This is a genomic window from Pseudomonas sp. RT6P73, from assembly GCF_054897715.1.
Map to the genome: position 1 here is coordinate 1,298,814 of NZ_JBUBUV010000002.1, position 20,273 is coordinate 1,319,086.

Consider the following 20,273-nt stretch of genomic DNA (forward strand, 5'->3'; position numbering starts at 1 on the left):
TGAGCTTGTACTTGTACTTGTACTTGTACTTGTACTTGTACTTGTATTTGGTGCTGGTGATCAGATTGTGGGGCTGCAATAAGTAGTTATAACGACAAGCCACGTAGTCGGGGCTGGCTTGTCGTTTATTCTTTTTGTCTTCTAGTGTGGTTTCGCGGTTATAAAGTAACTTTTAGTAGTTGCGAGAACATTAAGTTATCGCTCGTGCCCGAACGATGAATACTGTAGTTGATCCATACGGATCTTCCGCGGTTTTCCAAGACCCATGTCTCGGGAATATCGAATGGTATCGACGAGTCATTAAGGATGGGCTTGATTGCAGTGTCATGCGTGATCACTCCATGCCAGCGGACTCGAGCGGTATACCCGGTTGTCATGCCGAAGTATTTTACGGTAACTCTTTTTCTGTCATCCGAAAGCCTGGGCTCAACTAATTCGAAGTCTTGAGGGTCCACCTCAAGCGTCAACGATTTGGATGGAATAAGCGGGGCGCCCATGGCGGTACGAATGGAGTAATTGATCGTTACCAAGCTGTCGATGGCGTCAATGACCTCCAGGCGGGGGATCTTGAAGTTTTGCGGTTCTGGCACATCAATAGTCAGGGTTTCAGTGTCATGTCTATGACGTCCCGTTACCCACCGAACGCGCACAGTATGCCCCTTGGCCATGCCACTGTAGCGTGGAACCTGAACAGTGACATATTCATTGTAATAAATATCGTTGAAGTTTAAGCGGTTTCCAGCTGGGCCATAAGCTTCGAGAACTTTCGGTGCAATGGGATCAATAAAATTCTGGACAGTATTCATCGTTGTACATCTCCATATTGATAGGCCCACGTACAACAAAATGCGTGGGGGGCATGTTGTTACGGGTGCATCACAGGAATACTCTCAAAACCTTGGAGAACTGGCTGTTTTCATCAACTCTTGACTGATTGACGCTGTAATTGATTAGCACGGGTTTCCCTTCGTTTTCGTCTATCCATGTACGAGGAATCAAGAACTCGGCCGTCATGTCTGTATTTAGTTCTTGCCATGCTGTTTCGCGCGTCTCTACTCCGGTGATTCGTACCCGCGCGTGATAACCGGTGGTCATTCCTGGGTATCGAACGGTGACCCTGGTCCGGTCAGCGGTCAGCCTTGGAGCGGTCAGATCGAACGCCTGAGGGTCCACCGCCAATGGCAGTGCCTTGGATCGGTGGAGTGGGCCTTTGGGAAAATTACGCACGGTGTAACTGACAGGAACCTTCGTGCCGATGGCATCAATGACTTCCAGACGTGGAACTTTGAACCTCATGGGTCCAACCCTTTGAACGGTGGTAATCGCGCTGTCATAGACATGTCTTTCGGAAGCCCAACGGGCACGAATGGTTTGTCCGATTGCCATTCCGAGATACTGCGGCACCTCGATCGTGACATGGGGTGCGTAATAAATATCAGCCATTTTCAAGCGATCACCCAAGGCTCCATAAGCCTCAAGAACCTTTGGCTGCTTGGGATCAATGGTGGTTTTTATGTTTACGGACTTGGGCTCGGATGGGCGCTCAGGGCCAGCGCCTCGGACCTTGTAGACGATGGTTACCTCTCTTTCATCGCTTTCCCTCGCCCATTCGAGCGGAATGGGGAAATTGAGTGTTTCGCCTCCAGAATAGGTTTTTTCAGACGTTTCCCGGTTTATCCGCCCCTGCCAGTTAACCCGGACAATGTCGTCAGGGTTTAACCCTTCTATTGGGACTTTGACTGTTATATCCGTCAGGAAGGTAGGGTCCACGATTCCCCCTTGGTCCTCCCCTTTTAAGCTGGGTGGTGGAAGCCTTTTATTGTCGCCGATGTTTACGGTGACTTTGGTGGGGATTGCCCATGGTGCGTTGGGGTGGGGGTAATTGCCGCAGCGGTCGATAACCTGGAAGGTAACTGAGTGGGTACCTTTGCCTGCACGCTCGATCAGCGCTTTGCTGAAGAAGACCTCAATTGGATGATTGGTCGGGTCATCTACGTTGCGCTGTGTCACGGGATACAAAGTGGCCTCTTCCGAAACACCCCAGCGCGCAATGATGCGGTCAAAAATAGTGACATTGGGATACGAGCTGACAAGCAGACGTATACCGTTATTGACCATGTCCTGATCAATCCCGTCCGATACGTCCGGTTCGAATCGATAACGCAGCTCGGGATGGCCGTCAGGTTCGGGGTAGACAAGTTCGCCGCCGGGATAGGTACGTTTGACCAGCAGCTTTAACTCAGGTGAATGTTCGGGTGACTGATTTTTCGCCGTGACGGTATAAAACGTTCTTGTTGGGCCATCAAGGATTTCCGGCCCCGTCAGGGTGAATATGACATCCTTGTTCAGTTTGTCCGCCGTATCGATTATCGCCACTCTTATCGGGTCAGATACGTTGCGCCAATACAACCTGCACTCGTCTCCCAGTTGCATTTGCCAGGCCGGAACGGTTATTCGCAGGTTTTGTTCGAAGGCAGCTCTTCCCACTCCGCCATCGTAGCCTTCGTCACCGTCAATCGGCTGCACGAGGCCTCCTACGAGGAGCGGTCTGAGAGCCAGCATTTCTGGTTTGTTTTTTTCCGAATTCGAAGATGTGGTCATATGGAACTCCAGTTCAGCACGGGGGCGCTGATGGAGATTTATGGCCCAACCTGAAAAGGCTTGCCTACTGTCAGATCTGACAGTCCTGACGAATGGTAAAGCTCAACTAATAGTCTTCGCCGCGCTCAGTGACATCCTTCTCGACCATCCCCGCCTCCGGATCATGCCCCGCCGGAAACTTGCCCTTCAGATTCCACGCAAAAGCGATAATCTCGGCAATGGTGCGGTACAACTCCTCCGGAATACTCTCCCCCAGTTCCATCCGCGCCAGCAGCTTCACCAGTTCGGCGTTTTCGTAGATAGGCACTTCATAATCGCGGGCAATTTTCAGAATGGCTTCGGCCAGTTCTTCGTCACCTTTGGCCGTGAGGGTAGGGGCGTGGCTGCCGTCGTATTTGAGGGCGATGGCCTGGCGTGGGGTGTTGGGGTTTCTCATGCGGTTTCGTCGACCCAGCGTTGTTCGAGGCGGGTTTGCGGGCCTTGCGGTGGCGTGCCGAGGTGGCAATCCAGATCGCCGACGTTCAGTCCGGAATCCAGCAGGCGCTGGCGCAGCGCAGCCAGATTGCTTTCGATCAGGCTGGCGGTGTACGGGCGTTCGGCCCAGAGCTGGCTGGACAGGCTGCCTCTGATCAGTTGCGCTTGAATCTGCAACGGGCCCAGCGGCTCCATGTCGAACGCCAGGTCCACGCGCCACAGTTGCTGTTTCGGCTCGCGTTCGTCTCGGCGTTCGTGCGGTTGTTCTTTTTCGGGCGCTTCTTCGCGCTGGAATTTGACCTGCAACGGCACGATGTCCTGCAGGTTGCGCATCGGGATTTCCAGCTGCCAGGTGCTGAGCAGCCGTCCATCGTCAGTGACGCCGGTTTGCTCAAGGCTCGACAATTGATGGCTCTGCAGGCGCGAAACCGCCGCCGCGGCCAGACGCAGCAAATGCTCCAGATCGTTTTCACCGTCCTGGCTTTGCAGCAGCCGTTCGGGCAGCGGGAAACTGGTGGGCAACGGTTTGGCGCTGACCTGGCCGAGCATGCCGAGTGCGCTGCGCACGAAGCTCGGCATGGACTGGACCAGCGTGTTGGCCGCAAGGATCGCGTTGAGATTGGTGTTGGCCGGCAATCCTGGTGTCAGTTGCGCGATTAGCTTGAGCAGATCGCCCTTCATGTCGGGCGCCAGTGTCGGGTTTTGCCCGGTCAGCAGTTTCGCTTCGAGGAACACACCGCTATTGGCCAGCGCCTGAGCCAAACCTTTCGGGGTACTCAGTTGCTGAACGTCCGGCAAACCGGCCAGCAGTTTTTCCACGGCAACGCGCAGGTCGCTGGACGTCTGATCCGACGGCGGCAGGTTTTGCAGGACTTTGATCAAGCCATCCAGCGAGCCTTGACGGCTCTGCTGACTGACCAATTGCTGGGTGACCGCCAACTGCTCCTGACGATTGCTCAGCGGCACGAACTTCAAGGTTTGCGTGTCCTGTACCAAGGCACTCAACAAGGTACCGATACGCAGCGGCGTAGGGCTCTCGATGCTCAGGGTGCTGCCACTCAACGCGGTGTTCAGCAGGGTGACCATCGAGCGAAACACCGTCGGCTGTCCCGGCACCTGCGGTAAAACCTGCGAGGTCAGCACTTTGCCCTGCAACAGTGTCCCGACCGGCAATTGTGCGGTGTCGATGCGGGTGAGGGTGGCGACGCTGGAAGCAATGGCCTGCTGCACCGTGATCGCCAGGTTGCTCGCTGACGGTTGAGTGATCGCCAGGGTGGTGCCTTGGGGCAGTGGCTGGTTGCTGGTGGCCTGGACTGTGGTCTGGCGACCGCTCTCGAGGGTGACTTTGAGCAACAGTTGAAAGCTCTGATCCGCCTGCTTGAGCGACAGCACTTCAGCCTTGGCGGTCTGGCCAGGAGTGATCAGGCCCTCCATCGGCGTCAGCAGCTTGAGCAGATCGCCACTCACCACCAATGGCCGCGAAGTCGCGGGGGTGGTCTGCGGTAGCGGGAGGATGTTCATTTCGCCTGTCATACGCGGTCACAACCTGAGGAAAATGCACTCTTTAGAGTAGGGCATGGCATGTATAATGCCGCCCGTCTTTCGGGGAGTGGCGAAAACATTGCATTTGTTTGACGCAGCTCTCTAGAACAAGCCGCCAATGCATCTATGCTGCACCTCTTTAGCGGCCGCACCGCCGCCGACTTGAACCGCAAAAGGCCCGTGATCTCTTGACCAGTCCTGTCCTGCAAACCGTTGCCCTCGCTTGTGAGCGAGACCTTCGGCTGCTCTTCGAAAATCTCGAATTGAGACTGGCCAGTGGCGAAATGTTGCAAATCAGCGGCCCTAACGGCAGCGGCAAAACCAGCCTGCTGCGCCTGTTGTGCGGCCTGATGCAGCCGACCGCCGGTCAAGTGCTGCTCAATGGCCAGCCGCTGAACGATCAGCGCCTTGAACTGGCGCGCAACCTGCTGTGGATCGGGCATGCCGCCGGCATCAAGGATCTGCTGACGCCAGAGGAGAACCTGATCTGGCTCTGCGCCCTGCATCAACCAGCCTCCCACGAGGCGATCTGGCAAGCGCTGGCTGATGTCGGACTGCGCGGCTTCGAGGATGTTCCCTGTCACACGTTGTCTGCCGGGCAGAAGCGCCGTGTGGCATTGGCGCGCTTGTACCTGGAAAGCCCGCCACTGTGGATCCTCGATGAGCCGTTCACCGCGCTCGACAAACAAGGCGTGGCGCAACTCGAAGAGCACCTGGCCGCCCACTGCGAGCGCGGCGGCATGGTGGTGCTCACCACTCACCACACGCTGAGCCGGATGCCGGCCAGCTATCGCGATATCGATCTGGGGAAGTGGGCCGTATGAGTGTTTTCGGCCTGTTGGTCGCCCGTGAGGCCCGCCTGCTGTTCCGTCGTCCTGCGGAACTGGCGAATCCGCTGGTATTTTTCGCGATCGTGGTTTCGCTGTTCCCTTTGGCGGTCGGCCCCGAGTCTCAATTGTTGCAAACCTTGTCTCCGGGACTGGTCTGGGTCGCGGCCCTTTTATCGGTCTTGCTCTCGCTGGACGGGCTTTTCCGCAGTGATTTCGAAGACGGATCGCTTGAACAGTGGGTCCTTTCGTCGCACCCCCTGCCTCTTCTGGTTTTGGCCAAGGTACTGGCACACTGGGCCTTCTCTGGCCTGGCACTGGTTTTGCTCGCTCCACTGCTGGCGTTGATGCTCGGTTTGCCAACCGCCTGTCTGCCGGTGTTGCTGCTTTCTTTATTGCTGGGTACACCGGTGCTGAGCCTGCTCGGTGCGGTGGGCGCAGCCCTGACGGTGGGATTGAAACGTGGCGGCCTGTTGCTGGCACTGCTGATTCTGCCGCTGTACATCCCGGTATTGATTCTCGGCAGTGGCGCCTTGCAGGCGGCCTTGCAGGGCATGCCGGCGACCGGTTATCTCTTGTGGCTTGGTAGCCTGACCGCCCTGGCGATAACCCTGACACCGTTTGCAATAGCTGCTGGCCTGAAGATCAGCGTCGGCGAATAATAATGAGGCCTGGTCAAAATTTGATCACTTCTTTTTGAAGAAAGGCAGACCCTTGGCTCTTGATAGCCAAGAGCAACCGTGATGGAAACAGTAATGAACTGGACCTGGTTTCATAAGCTCGGCTCGCCCAAATGGTTTTACGGCATCAGTGGCAAACTGCTGCCGTGGCTGAGCATCGCCGCGTTGCTGCTGATCGGCGTCGGTGTCGTCTGGGGCCTGGCCTTCGCACCGCCTGACTATCAGCAAGGCAACAGCTTTCGCATCATCTATATCCACGTTCCTGCCGCCATGCTGGCGCAGTCCGTCTACGTCATGCTGGCGGTGTGCGGCATCGTCGGGCTGGTCTGGAAAATGAAACTGGCCGACGTCGCCCTGCAATGCGCGGCGCCCATCGGTGCGTGGATGACCGCCGTGGCGCTGGTCACCGGCGCGATCTGGGGCAAACCGACCTGGGGCTCGTGGTGGGTCTGGGATGCACGACTTACGTCCATGCTTATTCTGCTGTTTCTGTACTTCGGTCTCATTGCGCTGGGCAACGCGATCAGCAATCGTGACAGCGCGGCCAAGGCCTGTGCGGTCCTGGCGATTGTCGGCGTGATCAACATCCCGATCATCAAATACTCGGTGGAGTGGTGGAACACCCTGCACCAGGGCGCGACCTTCACCCTCACCGAAAAACCGGCAATGCCGGTCGAGATGTGGCTGCCACTGCTGCTGACGGTGCTGGGTTTCTACTGTTTCTTCGGCGCGGTGCTGCTGCTGCGCATGCGCCTTGAAGTGCTCAAGCGCGAAGCCCGGGCGAGCTGGGTGAAAGCAGAAGTGCAGAACAGTCTGGAGGCCGTTCGATGAGTTTTGCTTCATTCGGCGACTTCCTCGCCATGGGCCATCACGCCCTGTATGTCTGGTCAGCCTATGGCATCTGCCTGGCGGTGCTGGCCCTCAACGTGGCGGCGCCGATCCTGGCCCGCAAGCGGTATCTGCAACAAGAGGCGCGTCGTTTGCGCCGGGAGAACGGCAAGTGAATCCGCTGCGCAAAAAGCGTCTTATCATCATTCTCGCGATCCTGGTGGGTGTCGGCGCAGCCGTCGGCCTGGCCCTGAGCGCCCTGCAGCAGAACATCAATCTGTTTTACACCCCGACCCAGATCGCCAACGGCGAAGCCCCGCAAGACACGCGCATTCGCGCTGGCGGCATGGTCGAGAAAGGTTCGCTGCAACGTTCCGGCGACTCGCTGGACGTGAAATTCATCGTCACCGACTTCAAAAAATCCGTGACCATCAGCTATCGCGGCATCTTGCCGGACCTGTTCCGCGAAGGGCAGGGCATCGTGGCGCTGGGCAAACTCAACGCCGACGGCGTGGTGGTGGCCGACGAAGTGCTGGCCAAGCACGATGAAAAGTACATGCCGCCAGAAGTGACCAAGGCTTTGAAAGACAGCGGTCAATCTGCTCCAACGCCCGCGAAGGAGGGTTGATCGATGACATCCGGACTGTTTATTCCTGAACTCGGCCACCTGGCCATGATCCTGGCGCTGTGTTTCGCGCTGGTTCAGGCCATCGTGCCGTTGCTCGGCGCCTGGCGCGGCGACCGTTTGTGGATGAGCCTGGCCCAACCGGCCGCCTGGGGCCAGTTCACCTTTTTGCTGTTCGCCTTCGGTTGCCTGACGTACGCGTTCATGGCCGACGATTTCTCCGTCGCCTACGTGGCCAGCAACTCCAACAGCGCCTTGCCGTGGTACTACAAGTTCAGCGCGGTGTGGGGCGCTCACGAAGGTTCGTTGCTGCTCTGGGCCTTGATCCTCGGCGGTTGGACCTTTGCGGTGTCGGTGTTCTCCCGGCAGTTGCCGCAAGTGATGCTGGCCCGCGTGCTGGCCGTGATGGGCATGATCAGCACCGGTTTCCTGCTGTTTCTGATCCTCACCTCTAACCCGTTCAAGCGCATCCTGCCGCAAGTGCCCGGCGACGGCGCGGACCTCAATCCGCTGCTGCAAGACATCGGCCTGATCGTTCACCCGCCAATGCTGTACATGGGTTACGTCGGTTTCTCGGTGGCCTTCGCCTTCGCCATTGCGGCGCTGATGGGCGGTCGTCTTGATGCGGCGTGGGCGCGCTGGTCGCGTCCGTGGACCATCGTCGCCTGGGCCTTCCTCGGTATCGGCATCACGCTCGGTTCGTGGTGGGCTTACTACGAACTCGGCTGGGGCGGCTGGTGGTTCTGGGACCCGGTGGAAAACGCATCCTTCATGCCTTGGCTGGTGGGTACGGCGCTGATTCACTCATTGGCAGTCACGGAAAAACGTGGCGTGTTCAAGAGCTGGACCGTGTTGCTGGCCATCGCTGCTTTCTCGTTGAGCTTGCTCGGGACCTTCCTCGTGCGTTCCGGTGTGCTGACCTCGGTCCACGCCTTTGCCTCCGACCCCGAGCGCGGCGTGTTCATCCTGATTTTCCTGCTGTTCGTGGTCGGCGGTTCGCTGACGCTGTTCGCCCTGCGCGCCCCGGTGGTGAAGAGCCACGTCGGCTTCAACCTGTGGTCCCGGGAAACCCTGCTGCTGGGCAATAACCTGGTGCTGGTGGTGGCGGCGTCGATGATCCTGCTCGGCACCTTGTACCCGCTGATTCTCGATGCGATGACCGGCGCCAAGCTGTCGGTCGGCCCGCCGTACTTCAACGCGCTGTTCATTCCGTTGATGGCGTTGCTGATGGTGGTGATGGCCGTTGGCATGCTGGTGCGCTGGAAAGACACCCCGGTCAAATGGCTGTTCAACATGCTGACCCCGGTGTTGCTCGGCAGCGCCGCATTGGCCGTGGTGGCCGGCGTCGCGTACGGCGATTTCAACTGGGCGGTGATCGCCACGTTCATGCTCGCGGCCTGGGTGCTGTTGGCTGGCGTGCGTGACATCTTCGACAAGACTCGCCACAAAGGCCTGATCAAAGGCCTGCCGACCCTGACCCGCAGCTACTGGGGCATGCAGATCGCGCACTTGGGCATCGCGATTTGCGCCCTCGGCGTAGTGCTGTCGAGCCAGAACAGTGCCGAGCGCGATTTGCGCCTGGCGCCGGGCGAGTCAATGGACCTGGCCGGTTATCACTTCGTGTTCGAAGGCGCCAAGCACTACGAAGGCCCGAACTTCACCTCCGACAAGGGCACCGTCCGGGTGATCCGTGACGGCAAGGAAGTCAGCGTGCTGCACCCGGAAAAACGTCTCTATACCGTGCAGAACTCGGTGATGACCGAAGCCGGGATCGACGCCGGGTTTACCCGTGACATTTACGTTGCGCTCGGCGAACCGCTGGGCGATGGCGCCTGGGCAGTGCGCGTGCACGTCAAACCGTTCGTGCGCTGGATCTGGTTCGGCGGGCTGCTCACAGGTTTCGGTGGTTTGCTGGCGGCGCTGGATCGTCGTTATCGGGTCAAGGTGAAAAGCCGCGTGCGTGAAGCACTGGGCATGACGGGAGCCACGGCATGAGACGTTGGTTAATGCTGTTGCCACTGGCGATTTTTCTGGTGGTGGCTGTTTTCCTGTATCGCGGGTTGTACCTGGACCCGGCCGAGTTGCCTTCGGCGATGATCGGCAAGCCGTTCCCGGCGTTTTCCCTGCCGACCGTGGAAGGCGACAAGACCCTGACCAAGGCCGACATTCTCGGTAAACCGGCGCTGGTCAATGTGTGGGCCACCTGGTGCATCGCCTGCAAGGTCGAGCATCCGGTCCTGAACAAACTGGCCCAGCAGGGCGTGACGATTTATGGCATCAACTACAAAGACGTCAACGCCGACGCGAAGAAGTGGCTGGTGGAATTCCACAACCCTTACCAGTTGGGCATCAGTGATGCGGAAGGCTCGCTGGGCCTGAATCTCGGTGTGTACGGCGCACCGGAAACCTTTTTCATCGACGCCAAAGGCATCATCCGCGACAAGTACGTCGGGGTGATCGACGAGCAAGTCTGGCGCGAAAAACTGGCGGCCAGGTATCAGGCGCTGGTGGATGAGGCCAAGCCATGAAACGCTGGATAGCCGCTTTTGTATTGGGTTTGAGCATGGCCGGCGTGGCGCACGCGGCCATCGACACCTATGAGTTCGCCAAAGAAGGCGATCGCGAGCGTTTTCGCGAGCTGACCAAAGAGCTGCGTTGCCCCAAGTGCCAGAATCAGGACATCGCCGATTCCAACGCCCCGATTGCCGCCGACCTGCGCAAAGAGATTTTCCGCATGCTGGGCGAGGGCAAGGACAATCAGCAGATCATCGACTTCATGGTCGATCGCTACGGCGATTTCGTCCGCTACAAACCCGCTCTGAACGCCAAGACCGCCTTGCTCTGGTTCGGCCCCGCCGGCCTGCTGCTGGGCGGTTTTGTGATCATCGCCGTGATCGTCCGCCGTCGTCGCGTGCAACGCACTGACACCCAGGACGAGCTTTCTGCCGAGGAGCGCGAGCGCCTCGACCACCTGTTGGATAAAACCAAGAATGATTGATTTCTGGCTCGCTGCAGGTCTGCTACTTCTGGTTGCCCTGAGTTTTCTGCTGATTCCTGTTTTGCGCGGCCGTCGCGCGCAGCTTGAAGAGGATCGTACTGCCCTGAACGTCGCGCTGTATCAAGAGCGCGTGGCCGAGTTGCAAACCGAGCAGGAAGAGGGCGTGCTCAACGCTGCGCAACTGGAAACCGGTCGCGCCGAAGCGGCCCGTGAGTTGCTCGCCGACACCGAAGACGTCGAGGCGCCGCGCGTGTCCCGCCTGGGCAAACCGTGGCCCTTGCTGGCGGCGATTCTGGTGCCGGTCCTGGGCCTTGGCTTGTACCTGCATTTCGGCGCCAGTGACAAAGTCGAACTGACCCGTGAATTCTCCCAGGCGCCGCAGTCGATGGAAGAGATGACCCAGCGCCTGGAACGCGCGGTCGCGGCTCAACCGGATTCGGCTGAAGGCTTGTACTTCCTCGGTCGCACGTACATGGCTCAGGATCGTCCTGGCGACGCGGCGAAGATCTTCGAGCGCACGGTGAACCTGGCCGGTCGTCAGCCGGAACTGCTCGGCCAATGGGCTCAGGCCCAGTACTTCGCCGATGGCAAAAAATGGTCGGACAAGATTCAGGCACTGACTGACGAAGCGCTGAAAGCCGATCCGAAAGAGGTCACCAGCCTAGGGCTGCTGGGTATCGCGGCGTTTGAAAGCCAGCGTTACCAGGACGCCATCGACTACTGGAATCGTCTGTTGGCGCAATTGCCGCCGGAAGACAGTTCCCGTGCGGCGCTGCAAGGCGGGATTACCCGGGCGACCGAAAAGCTTGAAGCCAGCGGTGGCAAAGTTGCCCAGGCCCCAGCGGCCAAAGCGGCAGCGAAGCTTAAAGTCACCGTCGATCTGGCGCCTGAGCTCAAAGCCAAGGTCCAGCCCGGCGACAGTGTGTTCATTTTCGCCCGCGCCACCTCAGGTCCACCGGCACCGCTGGCCGCCAAGCGTCTGACCGTCGCCGACTTGCCGGCCACCGTGGAACTGGGCGATGCCGACGCAATGATGCCGCAGTTGAAACTGTCGAACTTCCCTGAAGTCCAACTGGTTGCGCGCATCTCCCGCGCCGGCCAACCGACTGCCGGCGAATGGATCGGTCGTAGCCAGCCTCTGGCCAGCAGTACCACTGCGGCGCAAAAATTGACCATCGACAGTCCGGACAAATAACAGGAAAGCCACCATGACCGCCATCGCTCGTATCACCCTGCTCAGCCTGGTTTTGGGGTTAAGCGCTTGTGCGGTCCAGCGGCCACCTGAGCAGCCAACTCCGCCACCGATCCCGCCGTCGCAGCCAAGGCCTACACCGTCTACGACGCCTGCTCCGGGCAAGCCGAGTATCCCGGCCAAGCCCGCCAAGCCGCTGCCACGCACCTCCGCCAGCTTCGCGCCGCCACCGGGTGGGAATAGCCATTGGGATGCCAAGCTCGGCGTTTATGTGCTTGATGATCAACCCAACACTTTCTACCGCCAGCGCACCTACTACCGCTGGAACAATGGCTGGAGCCGGGCGATCAGCCCGAACGGGCCATGGGAAGAGACCAATATCCATGGCGTGCCGGGTGGGTTGGGACGGCAATTCGGGGAGTAACTGTCAGCGCAGAACAAGGCGGCCTTCGGGGTCGCCTTTTTTGTGGGCGCAGGAAAAGTGATGGGCTCACCGTTGGGCCTTGTGGGAGTGAGCCTGCTCGCGAAGGCGGCCTCAGGGGTGACGAAGATTTTGCGAATGTCCCCGTTTTCTTGTGGGAGCTGGCTTGCCTGCGATGGCGATGTTTCAGGCAACATGTTTTTTGAGGGTGTACATATCCGTTTCTCCGGTAACGGCTTCTATTGGTTCCGCCCTTACGGCGGGTCACTTGGAAGCGCCTGCGCGGCCCGACCCCAAGTAACCAAACGCTTTCGCCCCTGACGTACGGTGCCGAGCCACAGCGAGGCACCGAACGTCAGGGGCAAGAGCGTTTGGTTACTTGGCGCTTTTCCAAGTGACCCGCCGTAAGGGCGGAACCAATAGCTGCCGTTACCGCAGAAACGGATATGTACACCATCAAAACTTACCTACCCCGACACCCCGCTTTCGCGAGCAGGCTCACTCCTACAGGTCCAGCGGTAACCCCACCTGCTCAACCTTTCACAAAACCTTCATCAAATGGTTAAGCCAGCGACTTGTGCAAGTCATAGGGCTGACACAGCCCGTGCCTAAAGTCGGTTGAACTTCAAAGCGGCCAGGGACGGCTGTTCAACCAGACAGAGAAGCCCATGAACGCAGCTATCCATGTCGATCATCTGAACAAGACCTTTGCGCGCAAGACCGCACTGGTCGACCTCGAACTCACCATCGCAACCGGTGAGATGGTCGCGCTGATTGGCGCATCCGGCTCAGGCAAGTCCACCTTGCTGCGGCACCTCGCGGGCCTGGCCTGTTGCGATCGCAACAACGGCGGCAGCGTCAAGGTGCTGGGGCGCGAAGTGCAGGCGTCCGGGCGGCTCAATGGCAAGGTTCGTCGACTGCGCGCCGACATTGGCTACATCTTCCAGCAGTTCAACCTGGTCAACCGCCTGAGCGTGCTCGATAACGTGCTGCTCGGTTGCCTGGGCCGCATGCCGCGCTGGCGCGGCAATTTGAACCTGTTCAATGCCCAGGAAAAGCAGTTTGCCCTCGAGTCGCTGGACCGTGTCGGCCTGGCCGATCTGGCGGCGCAGCGCGCGTCCACCTTGTCCGGCGGCCAGCAGCAGCGCGTGGCAATCGCCCGGGCACTGACACAACGCGCCGAAGTGATCCTGGCCGATGAACCGATCGCCTCCCTGGACCCGGAATCGGCGCGCAAGGTCATGGAAATCCTCGCCGACATCAACCGTCGCGACGGCAAGACCGTGGTGGTGACCCTGCATCAAGTCGATTACGCCACGCGCTATTGCCCGCGTGCCGTCGCGCTCAAGGGCGGACGGATTCATTTCGACGGCCTCGCCGCTGATCTGAGCAGCCAGTTCCTCAATGATTTGTACGGTGCCGACATCGACACCAGCCTGATGTTTTCCGACCAGACCCGCCGCACCGAACCCGCGCCCCGGTTGGTGCTGGCTCGCGTGTGAACACCTCCATCATCCCCATTACGCACCCTCAGGAATCCATTCCATGTTGAACCGTATCGGTCGCGTCTTTGCTGGCGCAGCACTGCTCGCAACTTGTGTGCTGGGCACTGCCCAGGCAGAAGAAAAAGCCATCAACTTCGGCATCATGTCCACGGAGTCTTCGCAGAACCTGAAGAGTATCTGGCAGCCGTTTCTCGACGACATGCAGAAGAAAACCGGCCTGAAAATCAACGCCACCTTCGCTTCCGACTATGCCGGCCTGATTCAGGGCATGCGCTTCAACAAGGTCGACGTCGCCTGGCTGGGCAACAAGGCCGCGATGGAAGCGGTTGACCGTTCCAACGGTGAGATCTTCGCCCAGACCGCGGCTGCCAACGGTGCCGCCGGTTACTGGAGCGTGCTGATCGTGCGCAAGGACAGCCCGATCAACTCCGTTGACGACATGCTCAAGAACGCCAAGAACCTGACCTTCGGCAACGGCGACCCGAACTCCACGTCGGGCTACCTGGTGCCGGGCTACTACGTGTTCGCCAAGAACCACGTCGATGCCGCCACCGCGTTCAAGCGCACCCTCAACTCCAGCCATGAGGTCAACGCTCTGAGCGTGGCCAAGGGGCAACTGGATGTGGCGACTTTCAACACTGAAAGCTGGGATCGCTTGGAAGTCACCCAGCCGGACAAGGCAGCCCTGCTCAAGGTGATCTGGAAGTCGCCGCTGATCCCGGCCGACCCGCTGGTGTGGAGCAAGGCCCTGAGCGACAGCGAGAAGACCAAGATCCGCGATTTCATCTTCAGCTACGGCGACACCGACTCCGAGAAGGCGGTGCTCAAGGGCATGCAGCTGGGCAAGTTCCTGAAGTCCAGCGACGACCAGTTGCTGCCGATCCGTCAGCTTGAACTGTTCAAGCAGCGCACCACGATCAGCGCCGACGACAAGCTGGAGGCGGCGGACAAGGCCAAGCGTCTGGCCGAGATCGATGCCGAGCTGGCGAAGCTGCAGGAGCGTCTGACCTTGCTTGAGAAGACCAGCGACAAAAAGACCGCAGCCAACGCCGGTTAATCCTTGGCGCGGTCCATGTGGGAGCGAGCCTGCTCGCGATAGCGGTGGCACATGCAACATCGATGTGGACTGACACACCGCCATCGCGAGCAGGCTCACTCCTACAGGGATTTGGGCCAGGCATTAATGATGTGTCGCGCCACTTTTGAGCTACTTTTCAGAGAAACCTTATGACCACTCTGCACGCTGAAGCTGTCGGCAAGCGCACTTGGCCGCAGTACGCCGGTTGGGGCCTGTTCCTGGTCTTGTTGGCCTGGGCCTGGCACGGCGCCGAGATGAACCCGATGGCGCTGTACCGCGACTCGGGAAACATGGCGACCTTCGCCGCTGATTTCTTCCCGCCCGACTTCCATGAATGGCGCTCCTACCTCAAGGAAATGATCGTCACCGTACAAATCGCCCTGTGGGGCACGGTGTTGGCAATTGTCTGCTCGGTGCCGCTGGGCATTCTCTGCTCGGAAAACATCACCCCCTGGTGGATCCACCAGCCACTGCGCCGGGTGATGGACGCCTTCCGTTCGATCAACGAAATGGTTTTCGCCATGTTGTTTGTGGTGGCGGTCGGTTTGGGGCCGTTCGCTGGCGTGCTGGCGCTGTGGATCAGCACCACCGGCGTGCTCGCCAAGCTATTCGCCGAAGCGGTCGAGGCCATTGATCCGGGCCCGGTGGAAGGGGTTCGCGCCACCGGTGCCAGCGCCCTGCAAGAAGTGATCTACGGGGTGATTCCGCAAGTGATGCCGTTGTGGGTGTCGTACGCGCTGTACCGCTTCGAGGCCAACGTGCGCTCGGCGACGGTGGTGGGCATGGTCGGTGCCGGCGGAATCGGGGTGATTCTGTGGGAGAACATCCGCGCCTTTCAGTTTGTTCAAACGTGCGCCGTTTTGCTGGTGATCATCGTCGTGGTGAGCCTGATCGACATCCTGTCGCAACGCCTGCGCAAGCAGTTCATCTGAATTTCGGAGGGGTGCCCGTGGGCGCTTTTTTTAAGCATGCAGTTGTCTAGACAAGATGAGCCGGTGTACCGCGAACTGGCTGACATCCTGCGTCGCGAGCTGGCCGATTATCAGGCCGGGGATTTCCTCCCGGCGGAAGTGCAGTTGGCCGAGCGTTTCGGGGTCAACCGCCATACCTTGCGCCGCGCCATCGATGAGCTGGTGTTCGAAGGCAGCTTGTTGCGCCGCCAGGGCAAAGGCACGCAGGTGCTGGAGCGGCCGTTGATTTATCCGATGGCCGCTGACAGTGCCTACAGCCAGTCGTTGTCGGCCCAGGGGTTGGGCGTCGAAGCGGTGCTGCTCAAGCGCCGTTACTGCTTCGCCAGCCGTGAAGAGGCGCAACACCTCGGTCTGGCCGAGATGGCGCCAATGATCGAATTGCAGACCCTGCGCAAGCTCGATCACCAACCGGTCAGCCTGATCCGCCATCGCTACTGCGCCAGTCATGCGCTGTTGCTGGCGGACTACACCGGCGGTTCCCTGCGCCAGTACTTGAGCGAACGGGACATGCCGCTGACCCGCACCCTGAGCCTGATCGGCGCCCGGTTGCCCAGCCGCGAAGAAGCCGCGTTGCTGATGATGCCCCGGCATTTGCCGGCGCTGAGCGTGTTCACCCTTTCCCGCGATCGCGACGGCCGTCCGGTGGAGCTGGCCCAGTCCACCAGCCGTTCGGATCGCTTCCAGTACCAGGTCGTCACCTGATGGAGAACTCAACGATGAACCCTGCTCCCAACGCTGCGCGGCAGCACTGGATCGGCGTGCTGGCCCGCGCCCGTCGCAGCGAATTGCAGCCCCACGAAGCCGCGTTGCGCGACGTCGAGTACCAATGGATCCGCGCCCCGGAAATCGGCATGACCCTGGTCCGTGGTCGCATGGGCGGCAACGGCGCGCCGTTCAACGTCGGCGAAATGAGCGTGACCCGTTGCGTGGTGCGCCTGGCCGATGGCCGGACCGGTTACAGCTACCTGGCCGGTCGCGACAAGGGCCACGCCGAGTTGGCAGCCCTGGCCGACGCGCATTTACAGGGGGCGCAACAACGCCATTGGCTCGATCAAGTGATCACGCCGCTGGCCAACGCCCAAGCGGAGCGTCGGGCGCAGAAAGAGGCGGAAACCGCCGCCACCAAAGTCGAATTCTTCACCCTCGTGCGAGGAGAAAGCTGATGAGCGCACCGTTGTTGCAACCGGCGTTTTCCGACCCGGTGCTGGATGCCCAGCGCGGTTTTCGTGCCGCACTCAAGGCGCTGGCCGGCCCCGGATTGATCCAGACCTTGCACACCACGCCAAGCCTGGAAGGGTTGGCGCCCGCCACGTACGCCTTGTGCCTGGCCTTGCTCGATGGCGACACGCCGCTGTGGTTGGCGCCAACTTTCGACACGCCGGTGATCCGCGCCAACCTGGCCTTCCACTGCGGTTGCCCGCTGACCCTGCATCGGGACACCGCGCGGTTTGCCTTGCTCGGCGCCGAGGAGTTGCTGGATCTCAGCGGCTTTGAGCATGGCAATGACCGTTACCCCGATCAGTCCTGCACGTTGCTGGTTCAGCTGCCGAACCTCGACGCCGGGGCAGGGCTGGCTTGGCGCGGGCCGGGCATTCAGACCGAGCACCGGGTCAATCTGCCGGTGGCCGAGGGTTTCTGGTGCGAGCGTGAACAGCGCAACGAATTTCCCCGGGGGCTCGATCTGTTTTTCGCCGCCGGTCACGACTTTATCGGCCTGCCGCGCAGCACGCGGGTCGCTCGCACAGCAGAGGAGCTTGCCTGATGTACGTAGCCGTCAAAGGTGGCGAACAGGCCATTGACAATGCCCACCGTCTGCTGGCGAAAAAGCGCCGGGGCGACACCTCGGTCACTGAACTCGGCGTCGAGCAGATCCGTCAGCAACTGCCGCTGGCGGTGGCTCGGGTGATGAGCGAAGGCTCGTTGTACGACGAGGAATTGGCCGCGCTGGCGATCAAGCAAGCGGCGGGGGATCTGGTCGAGGCGATTTTCCTGTTGCGCGCTTATCGCACCACATTGCCGCGTTTCAGCCCGAGCCTGCCGATCGACACCTCAGACATGCAGCTCAGCCGGCGTCTGTCCGCGACCTTCAAGGACGTGCCGGGCGGGCAGTTGCTGGGGCCGACCTTCGATTACACCCACCGTCTGCTCGACTTTGCGCTGCTCGCCGAAGGCGAATACCCGGGACCGCAAACGGCCCCGAGCGCCAGCCTCGAACCCTGCCCACGGGTCCTCGGTTTGTTGGCCAAGGAAGGCTTGATCAAGAACGAGTCTGACAATTGCGACAGCGTCGCCGACATCACCCGCGACCCGCTGGAACTGCCCGCCAGCCGTGCCCAGCGCTTGCAGGCACTGGCGCGGGGTGATGAAGGTTTTCTGCTGGCGCTGGGGTATTCCACCCAACGCGGCTATGGCCGCAATCATCCGTTCGCCGGGGAAATTCGCATCGGTGATGTGGAGGTCTGGATTGATCCGGAAGAGCTCGGTTTCCCTGTCTGCCTGGGCAGCATCGAAGTGACCGAGTGCGAGATGGTCAACCAGTTCGTCGGCTCTGCCACCGAGCTGGCGCAGTTCACCCGCGGGTACGGCCTGGCGTTCGGGCATGCCGAGCGCAAGGCCATGGGCATGGCGCTGGTCGACCGCGCACTGCGGGCCGAGGAGTTCAACGAAGAAATCGTGTCCCCGGCGCAGCAGGAGGAATTCGTGCTGATGCACTGCGACAACGTCGAGGCCGCAGGCTTCGTTTCCCACCTCAAACTGCCGCACTACGTGGATTTCCAGGCCGAACTGGAGTTGATCCGCAAACTGCGCAAGCCGGCCGAGGGCCACAGCCATGAATGACCTGAGCAACCCCATGAAGGGCCGGGCGCCGGAGCGCGATGCGGCGTACAACTTCGCCTACCTCGATGAGCAGACCAAACGCATGATCCGCCGCGCCTTGCTCAAGGCCGTGGCGATCCCCGGTTACCAGGTGCCGTTCGGTGGGCGCGAGATGCCGTTGCCTTACGGCTGGGGCACCGGCGGCATGCAATTGACCGCGGCGATTCTCGGTGCCGATGACGTGCTCAAAGTCATCGACCAAGGCGCGGACGACACCACCAACGCGGTGTCGATCCGTCGCTTCTTCGCCCGCACTGCTGGCGTCGCGACCACCGAAAGCACCCCGGACGCGACGGTAATCCAGACCCGCCACCGCATCCCGGAAACGCCACTGCACGCCGATCAGATCATGGTGTATCAGGTGCCGATCCCCGAGCCGCTGCGTTTTATCGAACCGTCGGAAACCGAGACCCGGACCATGCACGCGCTCAATGATTACGGGGTGATGCACGTCAAACTCTACGAGGACATCGCCACCTTCGGCCACATCGCCACCGCTTACGCGTACCCGGTGATGGTGGATGAGCGTTACGTGATGGACCCCTCGCCAATTCCCAAATTCGATAATCCGAAGCTCGACATGAGCCCGGCGCTGATGTTGTTCGGTGCGGGTCGGGAGAAGCGCTTGTACGCGGTGCCGCCGTACACCCGGGTCACCAGTCTCGACTTCGAAGATCATCCCTTTGAAGCGCAGAAGTGGGAGGAGTGCTGCGCCATCTGCGGCAGCCGTGAATCGTTCCTCGACGAGTTGATTCTCGACGACGCCGGCACCCAGAGCTTCGTCTGCTCCGACACCTATTACTGCGCCCAGCGCGTCAGCCAGCAGGAGCAGGGCCAATGAACCAGGCGCTGAAAAACGATCTGTCCGTGTCCACCGAACCTTTGCTGCAAGTGCGCGACCTGTCGTTGCTGTACGGCCCGGAGAAGGGTTGCCAGGGCGTCAGTTTCGACCTGTATCCCGGCGAGGTGCTGGGGATTGTCGGCGAGTCCGGTTCGGGCAAATCGACCTTGCTCTCGTTGCTCAGCGGTCGTCTGCCGCCCCAGCGCGGCAGCATCGGCTACCGCGACAAACAGGGCGAATGGATCGACCTGTACAGCGCCAGCGAAGCCGAACGCCGGACTTTGTTGCGCACCGAATGGGGCTTCGTCGAACAGAATCCTCGCGATGGTTTGCGCATGGGCGTTTCCGCCGGCGCCAACATCGGCGAACGCTTAATGGCCCAGGGCGTGCGCAATTACCAGCAACTGCGCGGGGCGGGGATCGACTGGCTGAGCCAGGTGGAAATCGATCCGCTGCGTATCGACGACTTGCCCCGGACCTTCTCCGGCGGCATGCAGCAACGGCTGCAAATCGCCCGCAATCTGGTGTCGAGCCCCAGGCTGGTGTTCATGGACGAACCGACCGGTGGCCTCGACGTGTCGGTGCAGGCGCGGTTGCTCGATTTGCTGCGCGGGTTGGTGCGTGAGCTGGACCTGGCCGTGGTGATCGTCACCCATGACCTGGCCGTGGCCCGGTTGCTGGCGGATCGGTTGATGGTGATGCGGCGCTCGCAGGTGGTGGAAACCGGGTTGACCGACCAGATCCTCGACGACCCGCAGCACCCTTATTCGCAACTGCTGGTGTCTTCGGTGTTGCAGCCGTGACGTCCCGCCC

The 20,273-nt window shown here is 60.4% G+C and carries 23 protein-coding genes; 19 read left to right on the forward strand and 4 right to left on the reverse strand.

Annotation, left to right across the window (positions count from 1 at the left end; all coding sequences use genetic code 11):
- Window positions 1-158 precede the first annotated feature (158 nt).
- The 4 genes from ACYZT6_RS06400 to fliK all read right to left on the reverse strand — a co-directional run bounded on the left by ACYZT6_RS06400 (window position 159) and on the right by fliK (window position 4,608).
- Complete coding sequence (locus tag ACYZT6_RS06400; protein WP_462026183.1) at window positions 159-806, reverse strand: hypothetical protein; 648 nt, start codon at window positions 804-806, stop codon at window positions 159-161.
- Between the two features lie 70 nt (window positions 807-876).
- The gene (locus ACYZT6_RS06405; protein ID WP_462026184.1) at window positions 877-2,601 is read right to left on the reverse strand and encodes a hypothetical protein; all 1,725 of its coding nucleotides are present in this window, start codon (window positions 2,599-2,601) and stop codon (window positions 877-879) included.
- A gap of 106 nt (window positions 2,602-2,707) precedes the next feature.
- Window positions 2,708-3,037 carry an EscU/YscU/HrcU family type III secretion system export apparatus switch protein gene (locus ACYZT6_RS06410; protein ID WP_462026185.1) on the reverse strand — a complete coding sequence of 110 codons (330 nt, stop codon included), beginning with the start codon at window positions 3,035-3,037 and terminating at the stop codon, window positions 2,708-2,710.
- Entirely contained in the window at window positions 3,034-4,608 is a 1,575-nt protein-coding gene (gene fliK, locus ACYZT6_RS06415; protein WP_462026186.1) for a flagellar hook-length control protein FliK, read from the reverse strand. The genes ACYZT6_RS06410 and fliK overlap by 4 nt, the downstream gene beginning before the upstream one ends.
- 197 nt (window positions 4,609-4,805) lie before the next feature.
- Between fliK and ccmA the strand changes: the two genes are divergently transcribed.
- From ccmA to phnK, 19 genes are all read left to right on the forward strand, one after another.
- Window positions 4,806-5,441 carry a cytochrome c biogenesis heme-transporting ATPase CcmA gene (gene ccmA / locus ACYZT6_RS06420; protein WP_462026187.1) on the forward strand — a complete coding sequence of 212 codons (636 nt, stop codon included), beginning with the start codon at window positions 4,806-4,808 and terminating at the stop codon, window positions 5,439-5,441.
- Window positions 5,438-6,106: a heme exporter protein CcmB gene (ccmB, locus tag ACYZT6_RS06425; protein ID WP_090188533.1), complete on the forward strand. Its 669-nt coding sequence runs from the start codon at window positions 5,438-5,440 to the stop codon at window positions 6,104-6,106. Before ccmA ends, ccmB begins: the two co-directional genes overlap by 4 nt.
- 93 nt (window positions 6,107-6,199) lie before the next feature.
- Window positions 6,200-6,955, forward strand: coding sequence for a heme ABC transporter permease (locus tag ACYZT6_RS06430; RefSeq protein ID WP_462029913.1), 756 nt, complete (start codon window positions 6,200-6,202; stop codon window positions 6,953-6,955).
- Window positions 6,952-7,128: a heme exporter protein CcmD gene (gene ccmD / locus ACYZT6_RS06435; RefSeq protein WP_008145547.1), complete on the forward strand. Its 177-nt coding sequence runs from the start codon at window positions 6,952-6,954 to the stop codon at window positions 7,126-7,128. Before ACYZT6_RS06430 ends, ccmD begins: the two co-directional genes overlap by 4 nt.
- Complete coding sequence (ccmE, locus tag ACYZT6_RS06440) at window positions 7,125-7,580, forward strand: cytochrome c maturation protein CcmE (protein ID WP_095127755.1); 456 nt, start codon at window positions 7,125-7,127, stop codon at window positions 7,578-7,580. The genes ccmD and ccmE overlap by 4 nt, the downstream gene beginning before the upstream one ends.
- A 3-nt stretch (window positions 7,581-7,583) precedes the next feature.
- Complete coding sequence (locus ACYZT6_RS06445) at window positions 7,584-9,572, forward strand: heme lyase CcmF/NrfE family subunit (protein WP_462026188.1); 1,989 nt, start codon at window positions 7,584-7,586, stop codon at window positions 9,570-9,572.
- Window positions 9,569-10,105: a DsbE family thiol:disulfide interchange protein gene (locus ACYZT6_RS06450; protein WP_462026189.1), complete on the forward strand. Its 537-nt coding sequence runs from the start codon at window positions 9,569-9,571 to the stop codon at window positions 10,103-10,105. The genes ACYZT6_RS06445 and ACYZT6_RS06450 overlap by 4 nt, the downstream gene beginning before the upstream one ends.
- Complete coding sequence (locus ACYZT6_RS06455) at window positions 10,102-10,575, forward strand: cytochrome c-type biogenesis protein (RefSeq protein ID WP_462026190.1); 474 nt, start codon at window positions 10,102-10,104, stop codon at window positions 10,573-10,575. The genes ACYZT6_RS06450 and ACYZT6_RS06455 overlap by 4 nt, the downstream gene beginning before the upstream one ends.
- Window positions 10,568-11,770, forward strand: a complete 1,203-nt coding sequence (ccmI, locus tag ACYZT6_RS06460) for a c-type cytochrome biogenesis protein CcmI (RefSeq protein WP_462026191.1) — start codon at window positions 10,568-10,570, stop codon at window positions 11,768-11,770. Before ACYZT6_RS06455 ends, ccmI begins: the two co-directional genes overlap by 8 nt.
- 13 nt (window positions 11,771-11,783) lie before the next feature.
- Complete coding sequence (locus ACYZT6_RS06465; protein ID WP_462026192.1) at window positions 11,784-12,191, forward strand: hypothetical protein; 408 nt, start codon at window positions 11,784-11,786, stop codon at window positions 12,189-12,191.
- Window positions 12,192-12,856: 665 nt separating this feature from the next.
- Window positions 12,857-13,690: a phosphonate ABC transporter ATP-binding protein gene (gene phnC, locus ACYZT6_RS06470; RefSeq protein WP_462026193.1), complete on the forward strand. Its 834-nt coding sequence runs from the start codon at window positions 12,857-12,859 to the stop codon at window positions 13,688-13,690.
- A 43-nt stretch (window positions 13,691-13,733) separates the two neighbouring features.
- Window positions 13,734-14,750: a phosphonate ABC transporter substrate-binding protein gene (gene phnD, locus ACYZT6_RS06475; protein ID WP_462026194.1), complete on the forward strand. Its 1,017-nt coding sequence runs from the start codon at window positions 13,734-13,736 to the stop codon at window positions 14,748-14,750.
- Window positions 14,751-14,920: 170 nt separating this feature from the next.
- Entirely contained in the window at window positions 14,921-15,703 is a 783-nt protein-coding gene (gene phnE, locus ACYZT6_RS06480; RefSeq protein ID WP_212626853.1) for a phosphonate ABC transporter, permease protein PhnE, read from the forward strand.
- Between the two features lie 36 nt (window positions 15,704-15,739).
- Entirely contained in the window at window positions 15,740-16,444 is a 705-nt protein-coding gene (phnF, locus tag ACYZT6_RS06485) for a phosphonate metabolism transcriptional regulator PhnF (RefSeq protein WP_462026195.1), read from the forward strand.
- A 14-nt stretch (window positions 16,445-16,458) separates the two neighbouring features.
- A complete protein-coding gene (phnG, locus tag ACYZT6_RS06490; RefSeq protein ID WP_462026196.1) occupies window positions 16,459-16,905 on the forward strand; it encodes a phosphonate C-P lyase system protein PhnG in 447 nt (148 codons plus the stop codon).
- Window positions 16,905-17,504: a phosphonate C-P lyase system protein PhnH gene (phnH, locus tag ACYZT6_RS06495; protein ID WP_462026197.1), complete on the forward strand. Its 600-nt coding sequence runs from the start codon at window positions 16,905-16,907 to the stop codon at window positions 17,502-17,504. Before phnG ends, phnH begins: the two co-directional genes overlap by 1 nt.
- A complete protein-coding gene (locus tag ACYZT6_RS06500) occupies window positions 17,504-18,580 on the forward strand; it encodes a carbon-phosphorus lyase complex subunit (protein WP_462026198.1) in 1,077 nt (358 codons plus the stop codon). Before phnH ends, ACYZT6_RS06500 begins: the two co-directional genes overlap by 1 nt.
- A 13-nt stretch (window positions 18,581-18,593) precedes the next feature.
- Window positions 18,594-19,460 carry an alpha-D-ribose 1-methylphosphonate 5-phosphate C-P-lyase PhnJ gene (locus ACYZT6_RS06505; protein WP_462029914.1) on the forward strand — a complete coding sequence of 289 codons (867 nt, stop codon included), beginning with the start codon at window positions 18,594-18,596 and terminating at the stop codon, window positions 19,458-19,460.
- Window positions 19,457-20,263: a phosphonate C-P lyase system protein PhnK gene (phnK, locus tag ACYZT6_RS06510; protein WP_462026199.1), complete on the forward strand. Its 807-nt coding sequence runs from the start codon at window positions 19,457-19,459 to the stop codon at window positions 20,261-20,263. The genes ACYZT6_RS06505 and phnK overlap by 4 nt, the downstream gene beginning before the upstream one ends.
- The last annotated feature ends 10 nt before the right edge of the window (window positions 20,264-20,273 follow it).